Genomic DNA, 20,947 nt, shown 5'->3' with positions numbered 1-20,947 from the left:
AAAAATATTAGCCGGTTATTAAACGTTTGTAGTCGTTTGTTGTCGGCTATTATTCAAAAGATAACCATCCACTTGGTCTTGCTTTCCGGACACAAAAAAACCACATCTCTCGATATGGCTTTTACTAAACATATGATTAAACTGTTAATTATTAATAAGAATTGATGGATTGAGATACTTTCCAATTGCCGCCATCATTGACCAATGTCACCAGATCAGTTTTGGTAAATCCGTCAAACTGCATGGTTACTTTGGCTAGCATATAATCACTGGATTGCTCAACGATCATGGTACTTGTTTTACAGTTCAACTGCTCGCCTTTTTGCTTTTTCAAGAATGAGATAACGGCTGAACGACTGTTGGTCTGATCGTTTGATGCCTGTACTTTCTGGCTGAAGTCCGCTGTAAAGAGTTGCTCTACTCCTGCCGACTGTCCTTCCATCATAACGGCTAAGTAATGGTCAATGGCTAGATCTGCTGTGGATAGGTTGACAGTTACTTTTTTTGAATTGTCTCCTACTGGTTTTGCTGCTGCCATAGTGAAAGTCGATACTGCGATCAAGGCTGCTGTTGCGAATGTTTTTGCTATAGTTTTCATATTGTCTTTACTTTATATTGTTATTAAGTTGCATCAGCCCCACATCCACCAACTCAAACCCTGATGCCTGCTTTGCAGTTCTATTTATTTATTGATTCAAAAGTAGGGTGCAAATCGTCCCTACCCTATGGCAATTAGACAAAACCAACTAAAAACTCGGTGAGTGGTGGAAATGCATAGGTGAAGTTGTACGGATAGATTCAAAATGCTAAATTCAACAGATTAAAGACATAACAAAAGAAATAAAATTGAATCATGACAACTAAAAGGTATAGCACCGAAATTGTTATCCTTGCAGGAAAAATATATTCGTATCACTTATGAATATAATAATTAAAAAACTGTATACTTGAGAAAAATTAGATTACAATTAAAACCTAATTCATCTTAAAGAATGAAGTATTTTAAGACGATTATCTTTACAATCACAATCTTATGGTGCTCAGTTAACCTCACTGCACAACAAAAGAAATTAAAGGATTATAAGTTGTTGGTCACCTTAGAGAATGCCCCTTTTGACACACTTTATTTATTAGATTATACAAATAATAGAGACGTTCGAATCAGTGGCAAGAAAAAAAACAAATTCACGTGGGAAATTACAATCCCGGATAGTATCGTCGACAACTCTGAAAACATGATGCTCAAAGTAAGGGACTACGACCCACTTACCAATGCAACAACGAACATACGTTTTATTACCTCCCAGAATGATAAAATAACTCCTATTGCAAACATGGGTGTGGAGGATAGAGTTAACTATATTTATGCACGTTATAAGGAAAAAACAGTCTTTGCAGGGGATATAATTTCAACTAAGATCAATAATAAGGATACGTCCATCATGGGGGATATTATATGTGAAGACTTTGACTTGATGTTACAAAATGATCATTCGGATATAACAATACGTGCAAAAGATCCATATTTCAGTTGGTTCAGTAACTACTACCATGAAAAAAGATCTTATGCGGAATATTTAACATTTTATAAAAGCCTTGTACAAGCTTATCCCGACTCGAGATACCTTATCTCAGGCCTTGCAAATAATCTCATGAATTATAAATCAGTGGACGATATTAAAATCCTCTATTCACTATTTTCTGAAAAACATAAAAACACACAATGGGCCAAAAAGATTGAATTATTTATGAGTAGAAAATTTGAGAACTCATCTTTATCAACTTTGAATCAAAAGGGACATGAGGAAGTGTTACAAGATCAATCAAAATTTAATTTAATCGTTTTCACTGCGTCATGGTGTGTGCCATGCTTAGAAGAAATTCCTTTATTAAAAGAAATACACAATGATTTAGGAAAGAAACTGATTATGACTTATATTTCAATTGATGAGCAAAAGAATATCCCAGCTTTTCGGAAAGTGATTAAACAAAATGACATTCCATGGAGATCTTTATTAGCCTATGAAGATAACAAAAAAATAAAAGAGAAATACTTTGTCAAGGGAATACCACACTGCATATTAGTATATCCAGATGGTGAAATGGAAAATATTGAGGTTAGACAACCAGATAAAAAAGCTAGGCTATATGAAATAGTCAGTAATACGGATTTATCCTTGTAAAACTTTCTCTGGTAAATCCAGGATCTGCTCGATGTACTGTAACATGATCTTCATTAAATTCACTCATAAACGCGTATAAAATTCTATAATAATGAAAGTTAAAAAAACTCCTTTATAGATATCTTCAAGACCAATGAAAGAATTTTCACAAACTAAGTAACCAAATAGCAAAAAAGCCTGGCTTGACGATCTTTTAATTCTTGATCCTCTCCTATTACATTCATCGCTTTGAATAACAGTCGTACACATTCGGTCAAGCGGGATGTGGCTATAAACTCAACTGGAACATGGTTGATCACATAGATACCTTTATAACGCTCTATAATCAAGCTAGCTTTACCTTTGTTCTTAATTCACAGATTTCACTGCGTACTGAATCAGAGAGGTTGTGCTTGGAGAGAAGTCTTTTCAAGTAAATGTTGCCTATGTAACTCTTCGATCCGTTCATGCTCACGTACTCTTTTATTCTAATCCTCAATGTTAACGATTTTTAGTTCGTGAGGATGCAAACAAAATTCAAACTGCAAGAAAAAGGCTACGACACATAATTCCTCATGCGATTTAATGATTAGGCATAGGTCGTTACACTAAAGTCATATTTTACGACCATGATACATAAATAAATTATCTTTCATATTTTTGTTTGTAATGAATTCCCAAGAAAGTCCAAATATGATTCCCTTTAGCGCTGATTTAATTATTCAGGCACTGGCTTCCTCGCCTTCGCCTACAGCCATTTATAGCGGTGAGAATATGATCATCCGTTTTGCTAATGAAGGAATGCTGGCTGTTTGGGGCAAAGATGCTTCTGTGATAGGCAAACCTTTGATCGAGGCAATTCCTGAATTGGAAGGACAGCCTTTTCTAGAGCTGTTGCAAGAGGTGTGGCGGACTGGGATAACGTACTCCGTGGCTGAGGCTCCTGCAAAGTTAATAAAAAACGGAAAGGAGACACTTGATTATTTCGATTACGAATATAAAGCTCTTCTTGATGAAAACAATAGAACTTGGTGTATACTGAATACGGCACTGGAGGTGACCTCTCGCCGTGAGTTTTTAGAGCAGATTAAACATAAAGAAGAAAGAGAGCAGGCCCTCAACGAGGAAATGGCTGCGACTCTCGAAGAATTGACATCGACCAATGAAGAGCTCAACAGATATATAAAGCAACTGGCCGACAGCAGGGAATACATTCGTACCATTATAGAGCAGGCACCTGTTGGAATCGCCATGTTGAAAGGGCCCGAACATCATATTGAAATCGCCAATCCTGCGATTCTCAAGATATGGGGACGAGAGGAATCGGAAGTCATTGGGTATACGCACGAAAGTGCTCGTCCGGAAATGCGTGGACAGCCTGTTAACAATTGGCTTAAACAGGTATACCAAAGTGGTGAGCCTAAGATAAACACAGAATTTACAGTAAAACTGCTTGATAAAGACGGATTGAGAGAGGCAATCGTCAATTCCATCTATCAGCCCATATTTTCTAATGACGGCAGTATTTCAGGTGTTTTGATCATTCTTGAAGAAATTACACAGCAGATAATGCTGCGTAAGAAGAATGAAAATGATCAACAGATGCTGAGCCTAGCAGTAGATGCTGGCGAGCTCGCGACCTTCTACTACCAAACTGAAACAAATCTCTTCTCCGGAAATAATCTTCTAAAGAAATGGTTCGGACTTTCATCGGACGAAAACATGGATCTCTCTCTGGCCATCGCCGTTATTTTGCCAGAAGATCGGGATCGGGTGTCGCTGGCCATCGAGCACGTGTTAAGTAAAGATTCTGATGGTCATTATTTCATAGAATATCGGATTCAAAATAATATTGATAAAAAAATTAGACTGCTGCAGGCCAACGGAAGAGTTTTCTATGATAGAGAGGGGAATCCACTCAGCTTAAATGGTACCTTGAGGGATATTACCGAACAAAAAAAAGAGGAACAGCGAAAAGATGATTTCATTGGAATGGTGAGCCATGAACTTAAAACACCGCTGACTTCTCTTAAGGCCTATCTGCAGATATTGCAACGGATGGACTTACTCACAAAAGATCCTATGTCACAAAATATGCTGGGGAAATCTGTCAAACAGGTACAATATATGAATACTATGATTAATGGGTTCCTCAACGTATCCAGGCTTGATTCGGGTCAGCTGCATCTGATGAAAACTGTTTTTGATTTTCAATCACTGTTTGCCGAAATTGAAGATGAAGTGCTGTCGACGATCAAAACTCATCATTTTCTGTTTAAAGCATCTGGAAAAATAATGATACATGCAGATCGTGAAAAAATAGCGCAGGTACTCCATAACCTTGTTGGAAATGCGGTCAAATATTCGCCTCTCAGATCCACGATCAGAGTAAATTATTCTGCCAACGGTAACAGTTTAAAAGTAAATGTTCAAGATAGTGGAAAAGGGATTGCTGAGGAAGATCAGCAACGGATATTCGAGCGCTATTATCGGGTTAAGGAAACGAGTGGAGGCGTGATATCAGGTTTCGGAATTGGGCTTTACCTTTGTAGAGAAATCATCGAACTGCATGATGGAACCATTCAGGTTCAGAGTGTAAAAGATGAAGGAAGTATATTTTCCTTTACCTTACCATTCAACCTATAACGCCTTATGAACTGCTGGTAGCTTTGCAAATTAGCTTAAACTGCGCACCGGTTAAATCATCCGTCAGCAATTGATAGCGTATAGCTGTAGCTTGATCATTGTCCAGGAAATCAAAATAAGGGAATAGAGTGGCTTGACAATCTTTGAATTCTTGATCCTCTCCTATTTCATTCATCGCTTTGAATAGCAGCGGTACAAATTCGATCAATCAGGATGTGACTACAAATTCGGCTATCACTGATATAGGATCAAAATAACGCAGGACTTCTCTCCCCTCGATAAAGAAATCATAAGATACCAAATCTTCGCATTAGAAGTGTTCATTTTAAATGGGAGTAACATAGTATTTCTGTTAAAATAAGTGAAAAGATGTTTGTAAATCCCACAAATTATGGAATATCTCCTATCCTAGCATCAATTACATATGAAATTATTACTGCTATTTTTAATTGTATTTAGCTTTTCTGCAAACGGGCAGTCGTCAAAACCACTTACTGATGAACTGAGTAAGGTTCTAAAGGATGAATTGGTGAGAGGAAAACAATTTTCAATCCATTTTAGTAAAGTGAGTAATGGGGAAATTAGCATTTTGACCCCTAGTATTCCAACAGATGACTTGTTATTAAATAAGATAAAGACTGTTTTAAAAAAAGACTCTCTACTGCAGTCCAAAAATTCGTACTTCTTACATATATACTGGGATCTATATTCAACAGAAGTTTACAGTTCAATAGGAAAGAAAGTTTCAGTGGGTTTTACAAATTATTCGAACTACATGCCTAGCCCCTACGGTGGCATTGGATTATTTGTTAAAAATATGGTAGCTGAACTAAAACGAAATAATTTCGACGTTCAAAATTATTCAAGGTATCAACATCAACTAGAAGTATATGTGGATGAAAAAGGGAACCATTCTTTTACGGGTTCCGACAAAATTCTGTCGTACTTGGACAGCACAAAACTGACCCGCTGGAGAATAGCTTTATATTATGGCAAACCCATTAAAAGTATATATGAGATCTCATTAATCAATCCTCACCCCTTATCAGATAGTCTTAAAAGAATAGAATCAGCGCAAGCTGCAGAGGTATTTGTGTGGGATCAACTGTATGAAAATCAGTTTGTGCGCTATCAATCAGGTGTACAACAAATCCCACAGGGAGAACTTATTATTTCATTTGTTCTCAACGCTACATTGAATAGCTTTGAAAATCCAATAATACATCGTGGAAAGCTAGATGAAGCAAAGAAATTAATAAATTTCATCTTAATGCAGCATCCTTTCAAAAACAGTTTTTACTGGTCTGAATATCCAAAGTCTGACCGTTATTATTTTTACTTAAAATAGCGGATATTTTTTTCAATGTATGCTCTTCTGTTTTCTGTATTACATTTTTAGTGTTTGTATAACATATCAATACGACGTGTTACCTTACCATAATAATTAATCAGGCTTAAATTCTACTGTAAGTAACAGATCCACTAAAATCTATTTCCAAAATGGAATCAAAATAACGCTGCAATTCTCTGCCCTCGATGGTATGGGTAGTCGTCAACTCAAGCTCTGAGGTAAAAAGCGTATTTTTTAACTTGGATTCAGTATATTAGAAAAGAAGTCCGGACATTTGGAACAACAAATTTATGATACATGTTTATAGAAATTAAAGCCGCTGATTATCCACGTTTAATGGAAATTTGGGAAAGTGCCGTAATAAATGCTCATGATTTTCTAAAAGATATGCTCTTAGGAGTTTTTGCAGCTTCATCAGGATGATTGAGCATATACTCGTTCTGTATTGGCTTTAAATTTATCTGTAGTCGTTTAAAATAATAGATCAATCAGAAAACCTTTAAGAATTTTCCTTCTCACACTCCCTCTGGCGCATCAATAATATGCTCAATCAAGATTGTAGCAGACTCTCTTCCTTAAATTGACTCATAAACGCCCATAGGATACAAGATCAAGATGGTATTAGCTTGACTACGAAACAATGGCACTGAGGAATATCAAATTTTGTGCAGCGTCTGATGTAAAATATGTGCAAAAACGAAATTATACCGAAAGACATTTTATACGATGATTCTGAAACCAAAGTCCATTAAAAGAATATTATCAGCTGCCTTTTAAAAACCTACCTTACTTTATAATTTTCAACTGATTTAGCTATATTCGTGAACTATATATTTCAAATAATTTCAGCATTATGCAAAAATGAAATGGCTCGCAGTTTTAGTGCTTGTACTTATATTGACCAAAGGGTCTTTGAACAATTACGGGCTTGATTGCTAAATAGCTAATCCTTTTTCCTACCTTAACAAAAACAACAAAAACACTTAAAAGAAGCAATAAATATAAGAGGATATACTAATGGATTTTACAGTAGAAATTAATGACATGGTAGCAATGGTTATTTCTATCATATGTGGAGGAGCCATTGGCTTTGAACGGGAATACAAAAATAAGTCTGCCGGCTTTCGAACAATAATTTTAATTTCACTGGGTTCGACCATTTTTACCATAGTTTCCCAGCATGGTACAGGTACTGATGACCGAATTTCGGCAAATATTATTACAGGTATTGGATTTATTGGGGCGGGTGTAATTTTTAAAGACAAAATTTCTATTCGTGGCTTGACGACTGCTGCTGTAATCTGGACTTCTGCAGCAATCGGAATGACAGCAGGAATAGGTTATCACGCGCTTGCACTATGCCTAACTTTAATTACTCTTGGGGTATTATTAATGGTTACCAGGGTGGAGCGAATGATTGCACAACTACAAAAAGAACAGCTCCTGAGTGTAACCTTTCGTGATCCTGACTTTGAGCAGGTGCCGAAATTGGAAAATATATTAAATACAAAAGGACTTACTTTAGAACGAATAGAAATTGTAAAAGAAAACGATCATTTAATAGTAAACTTCAAGGTATCAGGTAAAAAAAGATACTTATTGGAAATGAGCGAAACACTTGCTACCCGACCAGAAATCTTAAGCTTCTCTTAATGTTTGCCACAATTATGTTTAGCAACCAAATCTTTGATTATTCGCGGCCGGTAAGGTATTAAATCTGATTAAAAAACGTTTAAATTTACTATTCCGATGTAATGAAATTAAGTGATTTGAATATATAAACTTTGTTGTATATGATCTATAATCAGTTATTTCAGCTTTTAGATCTCGTCGATGGTCAGGCTTGTAGCTTTGACAATCTGAGCAATAGAAAAACACATCTCTTTCAGATTAAAAGCTGTCTCAATGGCTTTTTGGCGCTGGACTTTGGCTTTAGCCTCTACTCTATTGCTGCTTGCTTGGCCTCTTCAAATTGTTTTTCTAATCCTTCTTGATACCTCTGCACTGCTTCGGCATGACATTTACATTTTAGAACGAATAGCATAAATAGTTCGTTCCTCCTTTGTCACTTTTGCGTAGCGGGCCAACTGAAAGAACCGTTGAAATACTGCCGAACTGAAAATCCTTGGCAAGGTCTTTTACGTAGACATATCCTTGAGCATATACAATACTTTGTCCAATTTGCTTTCAGCTTCACTTTTAAAAAAGTTAATCAATTTATCATAAATAAAGCCACATCTCACGACATGGCCTTTACTAAACATATGATTAAACGGTAAATTACTTATACGAGTTGATCGATTGTGAAACTTTCCAGTTACCGCCATCATTGACTAATGTCACCAGATCTATCTTGGTAAATCCGTCAAACTGCATGGTTACTTTGGCTAGCATATAATCAGCAGACTCCTGTACGATTGTAGTACTTGTTTTGCAATTCAGCTGCTCTCCTTTTTGTTTTTTCAAGAATGAGATAACGGCTGAGCGGCTGTTAGTTTTAACTTCTGATACCTGTACTTTTTGGTTGAAGTCGGATGTAAAAAGTTGCTCTACTCCTGCTGACTGGCCTTCGGTCATAACGGCTACGTAATGATCAATGGCTAGATCTGCTGTGGATAGATTGACAGTTGCTTTCTTAGAGTTGTCTCCTGCTGGTTTTGCTGCTGCCATAGTGAATGTAGATACTGCGATCAAGGCTGCTGCTGCGAATGTTTTTGTTAAAGTGTTCATATTGTCTTTATATTATATTGTTATTAAGTTGCATCAGCCCCACATCCACCAACTCAAACCCTGATGCCTGCTTTGCAGTTTTATTTTTAGTTGTTGATTCAAAAGTAGGGTGCAAATCGTCGCTACCCTATGGCAATTAGACTAATCCAACTAAAAACTCGGTGAATGGTGGAAATGGGTAGGTGAAATTATTTTAAACTTTTTTGAACTATTTTAACCCACAGGTGTTCTTATATATAAAACGACAACAAGCTTACTTTCATCAAGAAAGTGTATAACGATAAATGACGTAGTACAGTAAATAAATTCAAATGCGTCAAAACCATTTGGATGACGAAACAAAAAAGAGGAAACGATAAGAAACATAAAAAACTACTGTGCTGTTAAACGCCAAGATAAAGGGTCTAATGAAAATTAGGCCCTTTTGATTTATCTTACAAACCGACTCTCAATGAGCTTAATAAATTGATTTTGAATAATATATTATTAAATCAGAACACTTTATTTTATGATATACTTTTTAACAAATGTAAAAGCTGTACTTCTTTTTTAATTATTCGGACCATAAGTATTCCAAAGATGAGTAAAAATGAAAATCCACTTGATACAATATAAAGATAAAAACCACTAGAGAAACTCTCTTTAAATACAGGTAAAAGAAAAGCAAAGCCCACAGTATAGGTCATATAAATGATAGGTGTGAAGATATAATGGATTTTTTTTCTCCATTGATAAAATTGATGCGCCTGTTTACTATATTCAATTAAGGCAATATCAGTCCTCAAGTTCGCTAATTTTTTCTGACTTATCCATTCTAACACAACGCGAAATAGAAGCATTGTAATCATGATGCCCAATCCAAAACTAAATAGTGTTTGCTTGTAAGCTCCTACCCAAATATAATAAAAGACTAATATAATTGATGTTACACTTAAAATTACTTGAGTCCACAAATGATTGCGTTTAATTTTTTTAGTATGTGCCTCTGCTTTTTTAATAATATCATGAGCAGCTGGTCTTAAATCAGATTCTGTTTGCAGATTCCAAATATGCTGTAATTCTTCAAATTTTTTCATTTTGTACACATTGAATTAAACTTTTTTTAATGCGATGGATCCTAACGCGAAGCGCTTCTTCGGTAATTCCAATTACTTTTGATATTTCCGGATATGCCATGCTATCTAAAGTCATCAAAATAATTAATCTGTTTACCTCTTGGAGCTTCTCTATGCATTGATACATTTTTTGAAGCTTTTCTTCCTTTTCATTCGAATAAGTTTCCAAAACAATCTGAGGCATAATATCGGTTCTAATTTCTTTTCTGGAAGATGATTTTCTTAAATATAAAAGACAGGTGTTTACAGTAATCCTATAAATCCATGTACTTACGCTTGATTCATTTCGAAATGAGTCGAGATTCTCCCATACTTTAAGGAAAATTTCCTGAGTGGCATCAGACGCTAATGCAGTATCACCACAAAAATAACCTCTGCACAATCGAAACACTTTATTATAATGCGTGACGTATATATCGTCAAATTCTTCTTCTGTAGCCACCTTATTGTATTTCTAATTTTAATTTTTCCATAAACCACTCAGGTTGATCAAACATCACAAAATGAGCAGCGTCTTTTGCATAATAAATTTTAGCAGAGGGCAGATTTTCGTACTGCGATTTATAAGTTTTTTGTACGGCATTAATATCTGGATGTGTTGCAGCTAAAATTACTACCGGGATTTTAATTTCGGCAATTTCTTTACGTAAATCTACATTGAGCATATCGATATAACCGTATACATAGGTCTTTCTATCTGCCATATTCATCCATTCATTGATTACTTTTTGTTTCTCTTTGTTTAAACAAATGTAAGCAGTGGACTGAGCATTCATTGCATTGAACGAATTTTGATCCATAGCGAGCATCATTTTACTTTGCGGATTGTCATAGGGAATAATTTCTCCTTGGTAATTGGGGATCATTAAAACTGCACTTGCAGGCAAAGCATCGACGATAATTATTTTTTTGAACAAATTAGTTTCTTCTGATGCTAACCACAAGCTTAAAGTTCCTCCCAAACTATGACCAATTAGTGTTGCTTTTTTTAAATTTTTGGTTTTGACATAAGTAATGACTTGGTCTTTTATAGTAGAAAGCCATGGGAATTCAATTGGAGGGACATCGCCAAATCCTGCAAAAGTAAAAATATGACATTCATAATTTTTTGAAAGTTCTGCTACAGTTTCATTCCACACTTCTCCTGCGCAACCAAAACCAGGAAATAATAAAATAGGTGCGCCTTTTCCTCTTATATGTACTTTAAAGGCAGTTTGGGAAAATACCGATTTTGAAGTAAGCAGCATAAAGACCATAATTAAAATAAATTTTGTTCTCATAATGTTTAATTTTTTTAAAGTTTATCTTTTGATGCACTACTACATGAATTGTTACCTCAAAACACGATTTTTTTTTAAAATACATTACGATGTCTCTATGTTTCGCTTAAACGGAATAATAAATACGATAAAATAAGAAGCACATTTTACTATGATCAACCTAAAAGTGAACAGATGCAAAAGGGGCTAATAGCATTCTGAGAACCAAAATCAGGGGTATTTGTTTATTTTTTTAGATGGATTGCACCATTTCATTCAATTCAAAACGTGATTTTGGCAGAACTCTTATTCCCTTACTCCATTCTATTGCTGAGTGGGGAAATGAAGCTGCAAAAACGAATAAGAGAATAAGAGAATAACCATGGTGGAATATGAGTAGCCATAAAAATTAGAAACTTCAAAATCGCAGGTTGCGCTGGTATACCATTCTATGCAGAATGGCTTTATATGTTTATGGTAGAATCTATTTGATTTATTTCAGCTTTTTAATCTCATCAATGATAAGCCCGGTACACTCAGCAATTTGTTCTAGTGGTAAACCCATATTTTTAAATTTCAAAGCTGTCTCAATGGCTTTTTTAAACCCCGATCATGTTCAATACGCTGAGTAGTAGAATAGGTATTCTTTACATCACGCTTATGTTTTAAATCTGCTACTTATGCCATCTTATCCTCTAGCGCTAATTTTTCTACTTCGCATATGTCAGGGATAAGACCCCATACACGCCTATCTAAAAAATCCGGTATTTTATCAAGTTTACTCATTTTTTTCAATAGATATAGCCACATATCCATCTTTATATCAGCCTCATTCTTCTTGAAATTTGGTAATACTAACAGAGTATAATCAAGCTTTTCATAAAAAGCATGATTACTCAGCTTAAAGTAAAGAGCAACATCATAAAAATACTTACCGAGCTCTGTTTCTCCTAATTCAAATTCTAAGATACCAATAAGGAATTAGTACCATCGAAAACCATCATCTATCACCCAAGCAAATAATTAAAGATTTTGAAAAACAAGATATTCCGGATGATATATAGAAGATTATGCAACCCTCATTAATGTGATTTGGTTTATCAGAAGCGAAACAGTATACAGAGTTCCTATCATTACACAATAGTCCAGTGATAAAAAGAGTTTGGAATTACTACAATGATCGTTATCTATTCAACTTTACCTGAATGGAATTCTATATTCTCGCGGTAAAAATAGAGAATCTGAAACAGAATTGAATATGGAGTTTTGGCATCGTGATGATAAAAAAGCACGGGAAGATCAGTTTGTTGATGGAAAACAAGATGCCATTCAAACGAATAGCCTTATAGCAACATACTTGACAACATAAAATAGACTTTAAATTAATTTTAAATATTTAAAATACTTAAAAAATTTTACATCAGCTACAGACAATCCATTAAGTTCCTAAAAGTGTTTTTATTTTTTATTTATTTTAAATTTGATTACATTTGATAAAATAAATAAATCTTTAGAACAAATAATGAAAAAAATTAAGATCGTAGCAATTTTACTTCTTTTATCATTTTCTTTTTCTTGTCAAAAGAACAAAGAGACAGTTGATTTAAAAAGTAATGAATCCGTGGTGGAAAATGATATAAATCATCTTCAGACTCATCTAAGTGAAATTATTGAAATCAATAGAGATAGTATTATATATGACAAGAATTCCGATTCTTTCGTGATTAAGTCTTTATCAGTAATCCAATCGAGAAAAAGCGTCCAAAATATGTATAATTTTCATAATACAGAAACTTTAAAAGATAATATAGTTAATGAAAAATTTTAAGATCTATTTACTAACAGTTTGTATAACTTTTATTAGTTTAAGTAGCAATGCTACATTTCTTTATCGTAAACTACATAATTGGGACATCCATCACTCACAAATTAAAGAGACATCTGAAGGAAATAATTTAATAATTAGCAGAAATTCTGAAACAGATTTCTTAGTGTCAGTTATATCCAGAAGAGGAGATGGAGTGGATTTTGAATTTAAAGCCGAGTACGAAATTTATTATGCTACTTCGGAAAGTATAGTAAGCTTAGCTAAATTTACAGTTAACGGAAATGATTTTGCATCAAGAGAAATAATCTATGATAAAAGATTAACAATACGTTTTCCAAAAGAACTCTTACTTAATGAAAAATCTAGAGGAAGAATTTATATCAAATATAATATTCCATCTGGAAAAAAACATTCGGGAGAAGTTGATTATATTGGAATACTAGGTACATCATCAAAATCATATGGAGTAATGTGGGATGATGAAATCAATAAAAATTTTCCAATTCCAGTTGATTGGGGAAAATACCGTGTTAATACTAAAAAATCTTCATATGTAATTGTTGATACACTTCATTACAGAAACTCAAATGCCATTCTTAGACCAGGACAAACAATTCAATTCCCTTATGAGATGAATAGCCCCAATGGTCGATTTAGCATGGTTTTCCAAGAGGATGGAAACATATATTTAGGTGATAAAGTAGCAAAAAAAGTATTATGGGATTCAGGTTCTTTTAAACAATTCGGGAGATCCAGAAACTATCAACTTGTTTTTCAAGATGATGGAAATTTAATCCTAACAGCAAAACCTACCTCTCAGAAACCTGGAGTTATGGTATGGTCTACAGACAATCTCCATGTAAAACGAAATGATGCAAATTATAATAATGTAAAATTCGGATTCTATGTTCTGCAAGATGATGGGAATTTTGTATTATACTATCCTTGGGATTTTAACAGCAATAAAATGATGGTCATAGCGAGTACTAACACATACAATGGAGCATCTCCACATTTCAATAAAATAAAATAACCTAATCAACCAAAAACTAAATATCTTCCATAAGTTTATAATTTGTGGAAGATATTTAAATTTTAAAAAATTGATTTAAGCACTTAAAAATCATCCTGATAAGTGATAGATACAAAATGATATAATTCAGTCAAAAGTTATATGATACCTTTCCTAAAGTAGCAAAGAAAAATATTTTAGCTTCTATCAATAAAGGAAAAATAATTATTATTGGTACATCTGGTCTTTCAGATCAAGATTATCAAGAGATCGGTAATTTGGCAGATGAAAAAAAAGTATCTGTATTGGCCGCCGGTAATTTTTCGATAACAGCTGTACTGCTACAACGATTTTCAGAAACAGCTGCCAAATATGTAGATCACTTTGAAATAATTGATTATGCCTCAGAAAAAATAATAGATGCTCCAAGCGGAACAGTTGCCGAACTTGCCTATCGCCTATCGAAGGTAAAAAAACCAACTCCTGATGTACTTATAGATGAAACTATCGGTAATAAAGCAACTCGTGGTGCCGCTGTTAATGGGATTCAGGTACATGCCGTTCGTTTACCTGGGCATATACTTGGAGTCGAAACGATTTTCTGTATGGAAGATGAAAAACTGAGCATAAAACACGAAGCAGGAAGTGGTGCAGCTCCCTATCTTAATGGCATTTTTATAGCTTTGGATAAAATCGACACCTTTAAAGATCTCAACCCGGGCTTAGATACTTTAATGGATTTTTAATATTCAAAACAGCTTATCGCTAAGTCCATTCCATCTTAAAAAGAATTAAGAGACGAAAGAAAAACCGCTCACCTCCTATTCACACTAACTTTCGAATATTAAATACGCGATTTAATCAAATTAGAAAAAGATACTAAGTGGCTTGAAGAAATAGAAACAACCTGATTTGGAAAAATATCCAGAATAAAACGGTTTTCAATTTTGCTATTTCATAGTTCTCAGCACTGCAGACAAATATCCTCAGCACTATTGAAAGGAGAAAAAATAGCTATACAAAATCAGAACCGTTAACGCTGTACTGCTAAATCCCAAACTAAATGTCTTCGATAATGCGAAGAATTATATGTTTACAGCTATCGATAGAACGGTAACGGTAAGCCAGTCGCGTACTATACCAGATGTAGCTTATTGGTCTATATACTGTTAAATTTGAATACCAGTGCGAAAATAAAACTAAATATTTAATTACGATACATAAAGCGACCTTGACAAATAGTTGTCCGACTACATCTATGATGAGGAAATACAGGTTTTGGCAATCAAGGAAAACCCACTTAAAATTATTGTTGGTTATAACGTGAAAACCAACTAAATATTACAAATAGTACACTTTACTATAATGGACAGTTGATCTACAAGCTATGCTTGATCTATTACACCTACCTTATCTTAAGATTTTCTCAAAAGCTTTTCTTGGACTTCCTCTGAATGTTACTTCACCACAATAGTGATAGCACATTTTTTGCAATATCCAAAGCATACCCCTATTATCAAAATTAGTATCAACCTTTACACTATAAATATTGTGTTTAAGCGCAAAATCTTCGATATGCTGTAAAATTCTCTGAGCCAATCCTTGACCAAGATACTTTTCAGATATTGCAACTCTGTGGTAAACCACAAAATCACCATTAGTCAACCAAGATCCCTTTATGTTCGAATACTCTGGTTCATCATTTATCAAAATAGCACAATAACCAATGATGATATCTTCATCAACCAGCACGTAACCATAACTGTTCTTAATATCATTTTCAACAATGGATTGATTAGGATAGCCATCTTGCCATTGTGTACTCCCATCGTCTTTTCGTCTCTTGATCGCTTTTTCTAAAATTTTCCAAATTTGAAAAGCATCTTCTTCTGTAGCTTGTCTAAAAATATATTTGATATTATTCATGGATAGAAATTAATTTGTACTGTTCTATTGCTTGTTTGATTAATGCAATTAAAAAAATATTGACGATTGCCATAAAACTGATTACACATAAGAAAATTACCATACCAAATTGTTGAATAAGATATCCTCCAAGAAAAGGAGCTGTTGCTTGTGCTAGTAAGGGCAACCTTGCAAGTCTTCCAAGAATCAAGGCATAATTGTCACTACCATAAACAGACAATGGCAATGTTCCTCTCAAAACTGAACGCATCCCATTTCCTATTCCAAAAACAACTACTCCAGGTATTGCAAATATGGGGGACACAAAAATCAATATCATACCCAAAAAAATGATTATGGTAGAAATAAAGGACATTTCAATAGCGCTCCTTTTTCCAATGATCAACTCAATAACTCGTGCCATGGCTTGGCTTGGTCCTAAAAAAGATATTGCGATTAAAACCATTGACATCTCGGTCTTGCCATGTAGTAATATTTGAATTAAGTGTATGATAACGCTGGTGGTTATCACCGAACCAAGAGTAAAATTTGCTGATAATAAATAATACAATTTTGAACGGAAGGGCTCGACTGCGGATTGCAAGGTCTCTCCTTTTAATGTGCTTTTGTTTCCTTCTTTATTTTTGAAAACATGCATATGAATCGGGAATATGGTAATTATCAACAAGATGGCATATGTATAGCAGGTATTTCTCCATCCAAAACTATCCAAAATATAGCTGGTAAATAACCAAGAAACGGAAGGTGCTAAACTGGATATCAGAGTGATCCAAACGATTGACTTTGCTGCGTTAAGGCTGTATCTTTTACCAATTGCAGCAAACAATGCATCATATAGCCCCATTGCCATTGCTATACCGATAATCACCCAACCTGATGCAAACATCAGAAAATTACTTGAACTGCCGATGATGATCAAACCTATCGCCATCACTAACCCCGAAAAAAGTAATACAGTATGACGATCAGTATGCTGTATAGTCCTACCCACTGAAGGTAACAGTAAACCTGAAACCAAAAGGGCAAGTGAGAGGCAACCATAAACTTGCTGATAAGACCAGCTCATTTCGGCTATAATGTCCTTTGCTAAGACAGACAGTAAAAAATAAGATCCACCCCAAAGTACGATTTGCGCCATGCCTAAATTCATAACTTTAAAAAAGTTTAACTTTCCACTTTCGATAGACTGAGATGCTGATTTCATATGACAAATCTCCGCTCTTTTTTCAAATCGGCAAAACGTTTTTATTCGATAGCATCGATCGATTTTTTCGATGGATTAATGAGACTTTTTATACCTTTGGACGAGCAAATCATAAAAGTAAAATGGAACTTAGACAACTTAAATATTTTCTCAAAGCACAAGAATTACTGAGTTTTACTGAAGCAGCAAAGCACTTAAATATCAGCCAGAGTACATTATCACAGCAGATCAAACAACTGGAGACGGAACTGGATGTCTCTCTTTTTAACCGTATTGGTAAGCAGATAACGCTAACAGAACCTGGTAGATTATTTACTGAATATGCCGAACAGAGTGTCAGAAAAGCCGAAGATGGAAAGTTAATGCTCCAGGATTTGAAAAAGATAAGATTTGGTACTGTAACCATAGGCGTTGCTTATGGTCTTAAGGATTTCTTTGTAGAAACTTTAATAAAGTTTGCAGAGCAATTTCCTCAAATAAAAATTAAAGTGATCTATGAGCCCTCCCACAGTCTGTATGAGAAGCTTCAACAAGCTCAGGTAGATTTTGTCTTGGCTCTTCATGAAACCGAAATAGTACCCTATTTTATTTATAAAAATTTATTCGGCTGTCCAATGGTACTGGCAGCTTTAGCAGGTACAGAAGTATCCTGTAAAACGAGTATTTCCCTGGAAGAGATTTGTAAACTTCCTTTAGTTATTGCAACAATGGGGTATGATATGACTCATACCGTTCACAGGGCTTTTTCAGCAAAAGGTTTAAGTCCAAAATTTACGATTGAAGTCAATGATATACCCACAGCCATTAGACTCGTCAACTCAGGAAATTGGTACAGTATCTTCATCAAAACAAGTGTTTTGGGAACTACTTTGGCTTCTGTTGCTATTCGGGATGATGGTTTGATGAGATATGCAAAGATCATTTCATTAAAAGGTACTTATGAAACGGAATCTGTCAAAGAATTTAAAAAAATGTTAACGATATCTGCTAAAACTTTAAAACTATCATGAGATATACACAATCCCAAGGAAAACCTGCTTAAACACTAGCTGGTTTGGCCTATAAAAAATCTGGTATTTTTCATGTTTTTCAGTAGATATAGCCATATATCCATATCTGTCTATAACTACAGAAGACTTTTAAATTTTCCTTACCATTTTTGGAGCAATAGGAATGGCTATTTTTGGCAGACAGACCTTTCATGAAGAAAATATTTCACCTACCGAGACATTTAAAACGATACTCAAATTATTTTGTTTCAATGGTCACTGTTTTTTCAAAACGACCATGATTGCTAACTGATGCCTCTTTATATTGATTTAAACTTGAAATACCTACCCAAGGTATTCGGTATATATCTTTTAGAATATCTTTTTTCTCTATTTCAACTACTAGATCAAGATCTTCTAAGAAATTAACAGCAATGGTATGTATAAAATCATCGGCTATTATCGTTCTTGTATGGTAGATATTCCCCATATAAAACACTTGACCAGTTGCACCTTTATCGCTACATGTCAACATTTTACATAATAGTTTTTGAGGGATGAATTCTCGTTTTTTTGTCTGTCTATTTAGGATTTTGTAAGCTGCTTCTTTCATGCTCCACATTAACCATACTATAATTTCTGGATCGGAACTATTGGCAATTAAGCACTGCTCTTCTTGTGCAAATAATTTTTCCAGAAACCCTTTTCTTTGCCAGTTACTTTCTTGACGGGATTGCTGCAAATCTATTACATCATTACCAATCATTTTTTAGCCAGTTTAGTTTCGATAATTTCAACTGCTGTCCTAACATCTAGCATACGTTCCATATCGGTATTATCGATGACCACATCAAAAATTTGTTCAATATCAAGTACAATATCTACCAGATTTGCAGAGTTGATGTTAAGATCATTGATGAAATCGGTGTCCTCTGTAAGATTTTCATATGCTTCATTATTGGTGGTATAAGGTTTTATAATTTCCTTTACCTTTTCTATTAGTTGTTCTTTACTCATAAGCTTAAATTTTAAATTTTTTAAATATTATACAGGCGTTTACATCACCAAAGCCAAAGCTAGCCTTAGCCATTATATTTAAATTGATGTTGAGGGTTTTTGATGGTATTTTTGATTTATCAATCCGTGTAGCTATTTCGGGATGTAAGTCATCGCAATTCGCATTTCCAAATAAAAACCCATGATGCAGTTGCAGGACTGTTGCCACACTTTCAATGCTTCCTGCGGCACTAAGACAGTGACCTGTCAAACTTTTTAGCGAATTAATATAGGGAAAATTATCTTGGTCGCGTTCCAATGCTTTTGTCCAGTTTTCTATTTCAAGGCTATCTTTAGCTGTTGCTGTGAGATGGCCATTTATAGCATCAATATCACTTGCCGATATCTCAGCGTTCTTGAGAGCATCGATAATGCATCGTTGAACCGCAATACTGTTGGGGGCAGTCATAGTGCCATTGCCACGCTGTCCGCCAGAGTTTACATTTCCGCCGATAATTTCTGCATAGATATTTGCGCCCCGTTTTAGTGCGCTTTCCAAGTCCTCAACAATTAATGCACCTGCACCAGATGCAGGTACAAATCCTGATGCTGTTGCACTCATAGGACGCGAGCCTTTTTCAGGATGTTCATTATATTTAGAACTGCATACTCTTAATGCATCAAACCCTGCCCAGATATAAGGGCCACTATCTGAAGTGCTACCTGCCAACATGCGTTTTGCTTTTCCTGATCTGATACGGTCGTAAGCCATTATGATCGCTTCGGTTCCAGTCGCACATGCTGAAGAATTGGTGGTTACTTGGTTACCAAGTCCTAATTTTCCTCCTAGATATGCACTAATACCACTATTCATGGTTTGTGCTACAACACTGCTGCCGAGCTTACGTATCTGTAAATCATCTATTTTATAGATACTTTCGCGGAATTTATCAATACCCGATGTTCCTGATCCAAATATAGTTCCGCTGTCCCAATCAGGGTCATGATTATTTTCTACTGGAAGTCCTGCATCTTTCCAAGCTTCTAATCCTGCAATGACACCATATAGTATGCCGCTACTGTTAAAGCCGCGAAGTTCAAGATCGGTAAAATATTCTGACTTTATTTCATCCGTAATCTGGGGTTTTCCTACTATCTGACAGGAAAACTGCAGTTGTCGTAATTCATCATCGTGACGTATTCCAGAAAGACCATTTTTAATAGCATGGGTAAAGGCCGGTATGCCAACTCCATTTGGAGCAACGATCCCTAATCCTGTTATGACAACTCTATTCATAGTTCAGGGATTAATATTCCTGCAAGTGTACCTCTACAAACTTCTTGTTCAGCTTCATTTTTCATCATAATGTTGCACTTCAGTTTGCCGAATCTAAAATATACTTTTTGAGAAATTACAGTAACTTTTTCTCTAGGATATACAGGTTTTAGAAACTGCATATCGGCAGAAGTAAATGCGATTTGAGTGTTTTTAAGTTCATTGTTAAGAAGATAAATGCCGAGACATACCAGACCGATCTGCGCCATCGTTTCTGTTAGAATTACTCCAGGAGTAACAGGTTTTTCTTTAAAGTGCCCTTTATAGAAATCCAGATTTTCATCGAAAGTATAGGTGCCAATACTTCCATTTTCATCAACGTGAAGCAACTCGTCTACAAATAAAAATGGTTTACTATAGGGTAATTGTGCTATAATATCTGTTACGTTCATT

21 protein-coding genes and 1 pseudogene are annotated in these 20,947 nt (G+C 34.9%); 9 read left to right on the top strand and 13 right to left on the bottom strand.

Annotation, left to right across the window (positions count from 1 at the left end; all coding sequences use genetic code 11):
- Positions 1–151: 151 nt before the first annotated feature.
- Positions 152–598 carry a nuclear transport factor 2 family protein gene (locus tag MUB18_RS14135; protein WP_248753526.1) on the bottom strand — a complete coding sequence of 149 codons (447 nt, stop codon included), beginning with the start codon at positions 596–598 and terminating at the stop codon, positions 152–154.
- 394 nt (positions 599–992) lie between these two features.
- On the opposite strand from MUB18_RS14135, the gene MUB18_RS14130 reads away from it, so the two are divergent.
- Together MUB18_RS14130 and MUB18_RS14125 are read left to right on the top strand one after the other, a co-directional pair.
- A complete protein-coding gene (locus MUB18_RS14130) occupies positions 993–2,183 on the top strand; it encodes a TlpA family protein disulfide reductase (protein WP_248753525.1) in 1,191 nt (396 codons plus the stop codon).
- Positions 2,184–2,855: 672 nt separating this feature from the next.
- Positions 2,856–4,808, top strand: coding sequence for an ATP-binding protein (locus tag MUB18_RS14125; protein ID WP_248753524.1), 1,953 nt, complete (start codon positions 2,856–2,858; stop codon positions 4,806–4,808).
- Between the two features lie 4 nt (positions 4,809–4,812).
- Here the strand turns inward: MUB18_RS14125 and MUB18_RS14120 are convergent, their stop codons facing one another.
- Complete coding sequence (locus tag MUB18_RS14120) at positions 4,813–4,983, bottom strand: hypothetical protein (RefSeq protein ID WP_248753523.1); 171 nt, start codon at positions 4,981–4,983, stop codon at positions 4,813–4,815.
- Positions 4,984–5,232: 249 nt separating this feature from the next.
- Between MUB18_RS14120 and MUB18_RS14115 the strand changes: the two genes are divergently transcribed.
- The 3 genes from MUB18_RS14115 to MUB18_RS14110 all read left to right on the top strand — a co-directional run bounded on the left by MUB18_RS14115 (position 5,233) and on the right by MUB18_RS14110 (position 7,812).
- Positions 5,233–6,156, top strand: coding sequence for a hypothetical protein (locus MUB18_RS14115; protein WP_248753522.1), 924 nt, complete (start codon positions 5,233–5,235; stop codon positions 6,154–6,156).
- A gap of 300 nt (positions 6,157–6,456) precedes the next feature.
- Positions 6,457–6,582, top strand: coding sequence for a hypothetical protein (locus MUB18_RS21865; RefSeq protein ID WP_262917498.1), 126 nt, complete (start codon positions 6,457–6,459; stop codon positions 6,580–6,582).
- A gap of 594 nt (positions 6,583–7,176) precedes the next feature.
- Complete coding sequence (locus MUB18_RS14110) at positions 7,177–7,812, top strand: MgtC/SapB family protein (RefSeq protein WP_248753521.1); 636 nt, start codon at positions 7,177–7,179, stop codon at positions 7,810–7,812.
- A 627-nt stretch (positions 7,813–8,439) separates the two neighbouring features.
- Here the strand turns inward: MUB18_RS14110 and MUB18_RS14105 are convergent.
- The 5 genes from MUB18_RS14105 to MUB18_RS22005 form a co-directional block, all read right to left on the bottom strand.
- Positions 8,440–8,889 (bottom strand): nuclear transport factor 2 family protein, encoded by a 450-nt coding sequence (locus tag MUB18_RS14105; RefSeq protein ID WP_094772642.1) that lies wholly within the window; start codon positions 8,887–8,889, stop codon positions 8,440–8,442.
- Positions 8,890–9,395: 506 nt separating this feature from the next.
- On the bottom strand, positions 9,396–9,965 hold the full coding sequence (locus tag MUB18_RS14100) for a hypothetical protein (protein ID WP_248753520.1): 570 nt from the start codon (positions 9,963–9,965) through the stop codon (positions 9,396–9,398).
- Positions 9,952–10,446, bottom strand: a complete 495-nt coding sequence (locus tag MUB18_RS14095) for an RNA polymerase sigma factor (protein WP_248753519.1) — start codon at positions 10,444–10,446, stop codon at positions 9,952–9,954. Before MUB18_RS14095 ends, MUB18_RS14100 begins: the two co-directional genes overlap by 14 nt.
- A 1-nt stretch (position 10,447) precedes the next feature.
- Positions 10,448–11,284, bottom strand: coding sequence for an alpha/beta fold hydrolase (locus tag MUB18_RS14090; RefSeq protein WP_248753518.1), 837 nt, complete (start codon positions 11,282–11,284; stop codon positions 10,448–10,450).
- A 657-nt stretch (positions 11,285–11,941) separates the two neighbouring features.
- Positions 11,942–12,232, bottom strand: a complete 291-nt coding sequence (locus MUB18_RS22005; protein ID WP_411028123.1) for a PD-(D/E)XK nuclease family transposase — start codon at positions 12,230–12,232, stop codon at positions 11,942–11,944.
- Positions 12,233–13,077: 845 nt separating this feature from the next.
- On the opposite strand from MUB18_RS22005, the gene MUB18_RS14085 reads away from it, so the two are divergent.
- The 3 genes and pseudogenes from MUB18_RS14085 to MUB18_RS14080 all read left to right on the top strand — a co-directional run bounded on the left by MUB18_RS14085 (position 13,078) and on the right by MUB18_RS14080 (position 14,849).
- The gene (locus tag MUB18_RS14085; protein ID WP_248753517.1) at positions 13,078–14,124 is read left to right on the top strand and encodes a hypothetical protein; all 1,047 of its coding nucleotides are present in this window, start codon (positions 13,078–13,080) and stop codon (positions 14,122–14,124) included.
- 158 nt (positions 14,125–14,282) lie between these two features.
- Positions 14,283–14,414 (top strand): annotated as a pseudogene (locus tag MUB18_RS21860) (hypothetical protein); the annotation flags it as partial.
- Positions 14,409–14,849, top strand: coding sequence for a dihydrodipicolinate reductase C-terminal domain-containing protein (locus MUB18_RS14080; RefSeq protein ID WP_262917528.1), 441 nt, complete (start codon positions 14,409–14,411; stop codon positions 14,847–14,849). The pseudogene MUB18_RS21860 and the gene MUB18_RS14080, both read left to right, overlap by 6 nt.
- Positions 14,850–15,513: 664 nt before the next feature.
- Here the strand turns inward: MUB18_RS14080 and MUB18_RS14075 are convergent.
- Both MUB18_RS14075 and MUB18_RS14070 read right to left on the bottom strand, forming a co-directional pair.
- On the bottom strand, positions 15,514–16,029 hold the full coding sequence (locus MUB18_RS14075) for a GNAT family N-acetyltransferase (protein ID WP_248753515.1): 516 nt from the start codon (positions 16,027–16,029) through the stop codon (positions 15,514–15,516).
- Positions 16,022–17,233, bottom strand: coding sequence for an MFS transporter (locus MUB18_RS14070; protein WP_248753514.1), 1,212 nt, complete (start codon positions 17,231–17,233; stop codon positions 16,022–16,024). Before MUB18_RS14070 ends, MUB18_RS14075 begins: the two co-directional genes overlap by 8 nt.
- A gap of 122 nt (positions 17,234–17,355) precedes the next feature.
- On the opposite strand from MUB18_RS14070, the gene MUB18_RS14065 reads away from it, so the two are divergent.
- The gene (locus MUB18_RS14065; RefSeq protein ID WP_248753513.1) at positions 17,356–18,243 is read left to right on the top strand and encodes a LysR family transcriptional regulator; all 888 of its coding nucleotides are present in this window, start codon (positions 17,356–17,358) and stop codon (positions 18,241–18,243) included.
- Positions 18,244–18,481: 238 nt separating this feature from the next.
- On the opposite strand, the gene MUB18_RS14060 is transcribed toward MUB18_RS14065, so the two are convergent.
- Genes MUB18_RS14060 through MUB18_RS14045 form a run of 4 tightly spaced genes read right to left on the bottom strand, consistent with a single transcriptional unit; the run spans position 18,482 to position 20,946 of the window.
- The gene (locus MUB18_RS14060; protein ID WP_248753512.1) at positions 18,482–18,988 is read right to left on the bottom strand and encodes a 4'-phosphopantetheinyl transferase superfamily protein; all 507 of its coding nucleotides are present in this window, start codon (positions 18,986–18,988) and stop codon (positions 18,482–18,484) included.
- Positions 18,985–19,239, bottom strand: coding sequence for an acyl carrier protein (locus tag MUB18_RS14055; protein ID WP_153197881.1), 255 nt, complete (start codon positions 19,237–19,239; stop codon positions 18,985–18,987). Before MUB18_RS14055 ends, MUB18_RS14060 begins: the two co-directional genes overlap by 4 nt.
- Before the next feature lie 4 nt (positions 19,240–19,243).
- On the bottom strand, positions 19,244–20,515 hold the full coding sequence (locus MUB18_RS14050; RefSeq protein ID WP_248753511.1) for a beta-ketoacyl-[acyl-carrier-protein] synthase family protein: 1,272 nt from the start codon (positions 20,513–20,515) through the stop codon (positions 19,244–19,246).
- The gene (locus tag MUB18_RS14045; RefSeq protein WP_045756417.1) at positions 20,512–20,946 is read right to left on the bottom strand and encodes a 3-hydroxyacyl-ACP dehydratase FabZ family protein; all 435 of its coding nucleotides are present in this window, start codon (positions 20,944–20,946) and stop codon (positions 20,512–20,514) included. Before MUB18_RS14045 ends, MUB18_RS14050 begins: the two co-directional genes overlap by 4 nt.
- Between the last annotated feature and the right edge of the window lies 1 nt (position 20,947).

It is taken from the genome of Sphingobacterium sp. PCS056 (assembly GCF_023273895.1).
In the GTDB taxonomy this organism is placed as follows: Bacteria; Bacteroidota; Bacteroidia; order Sphingobacteriales; family Sphingobacteriaceae; genus Sphingobacterium.
Note: the sequence above shows the minus strand (reverse complement) of the source record. Positions and strands in the feature narration are given on the sequence as shown.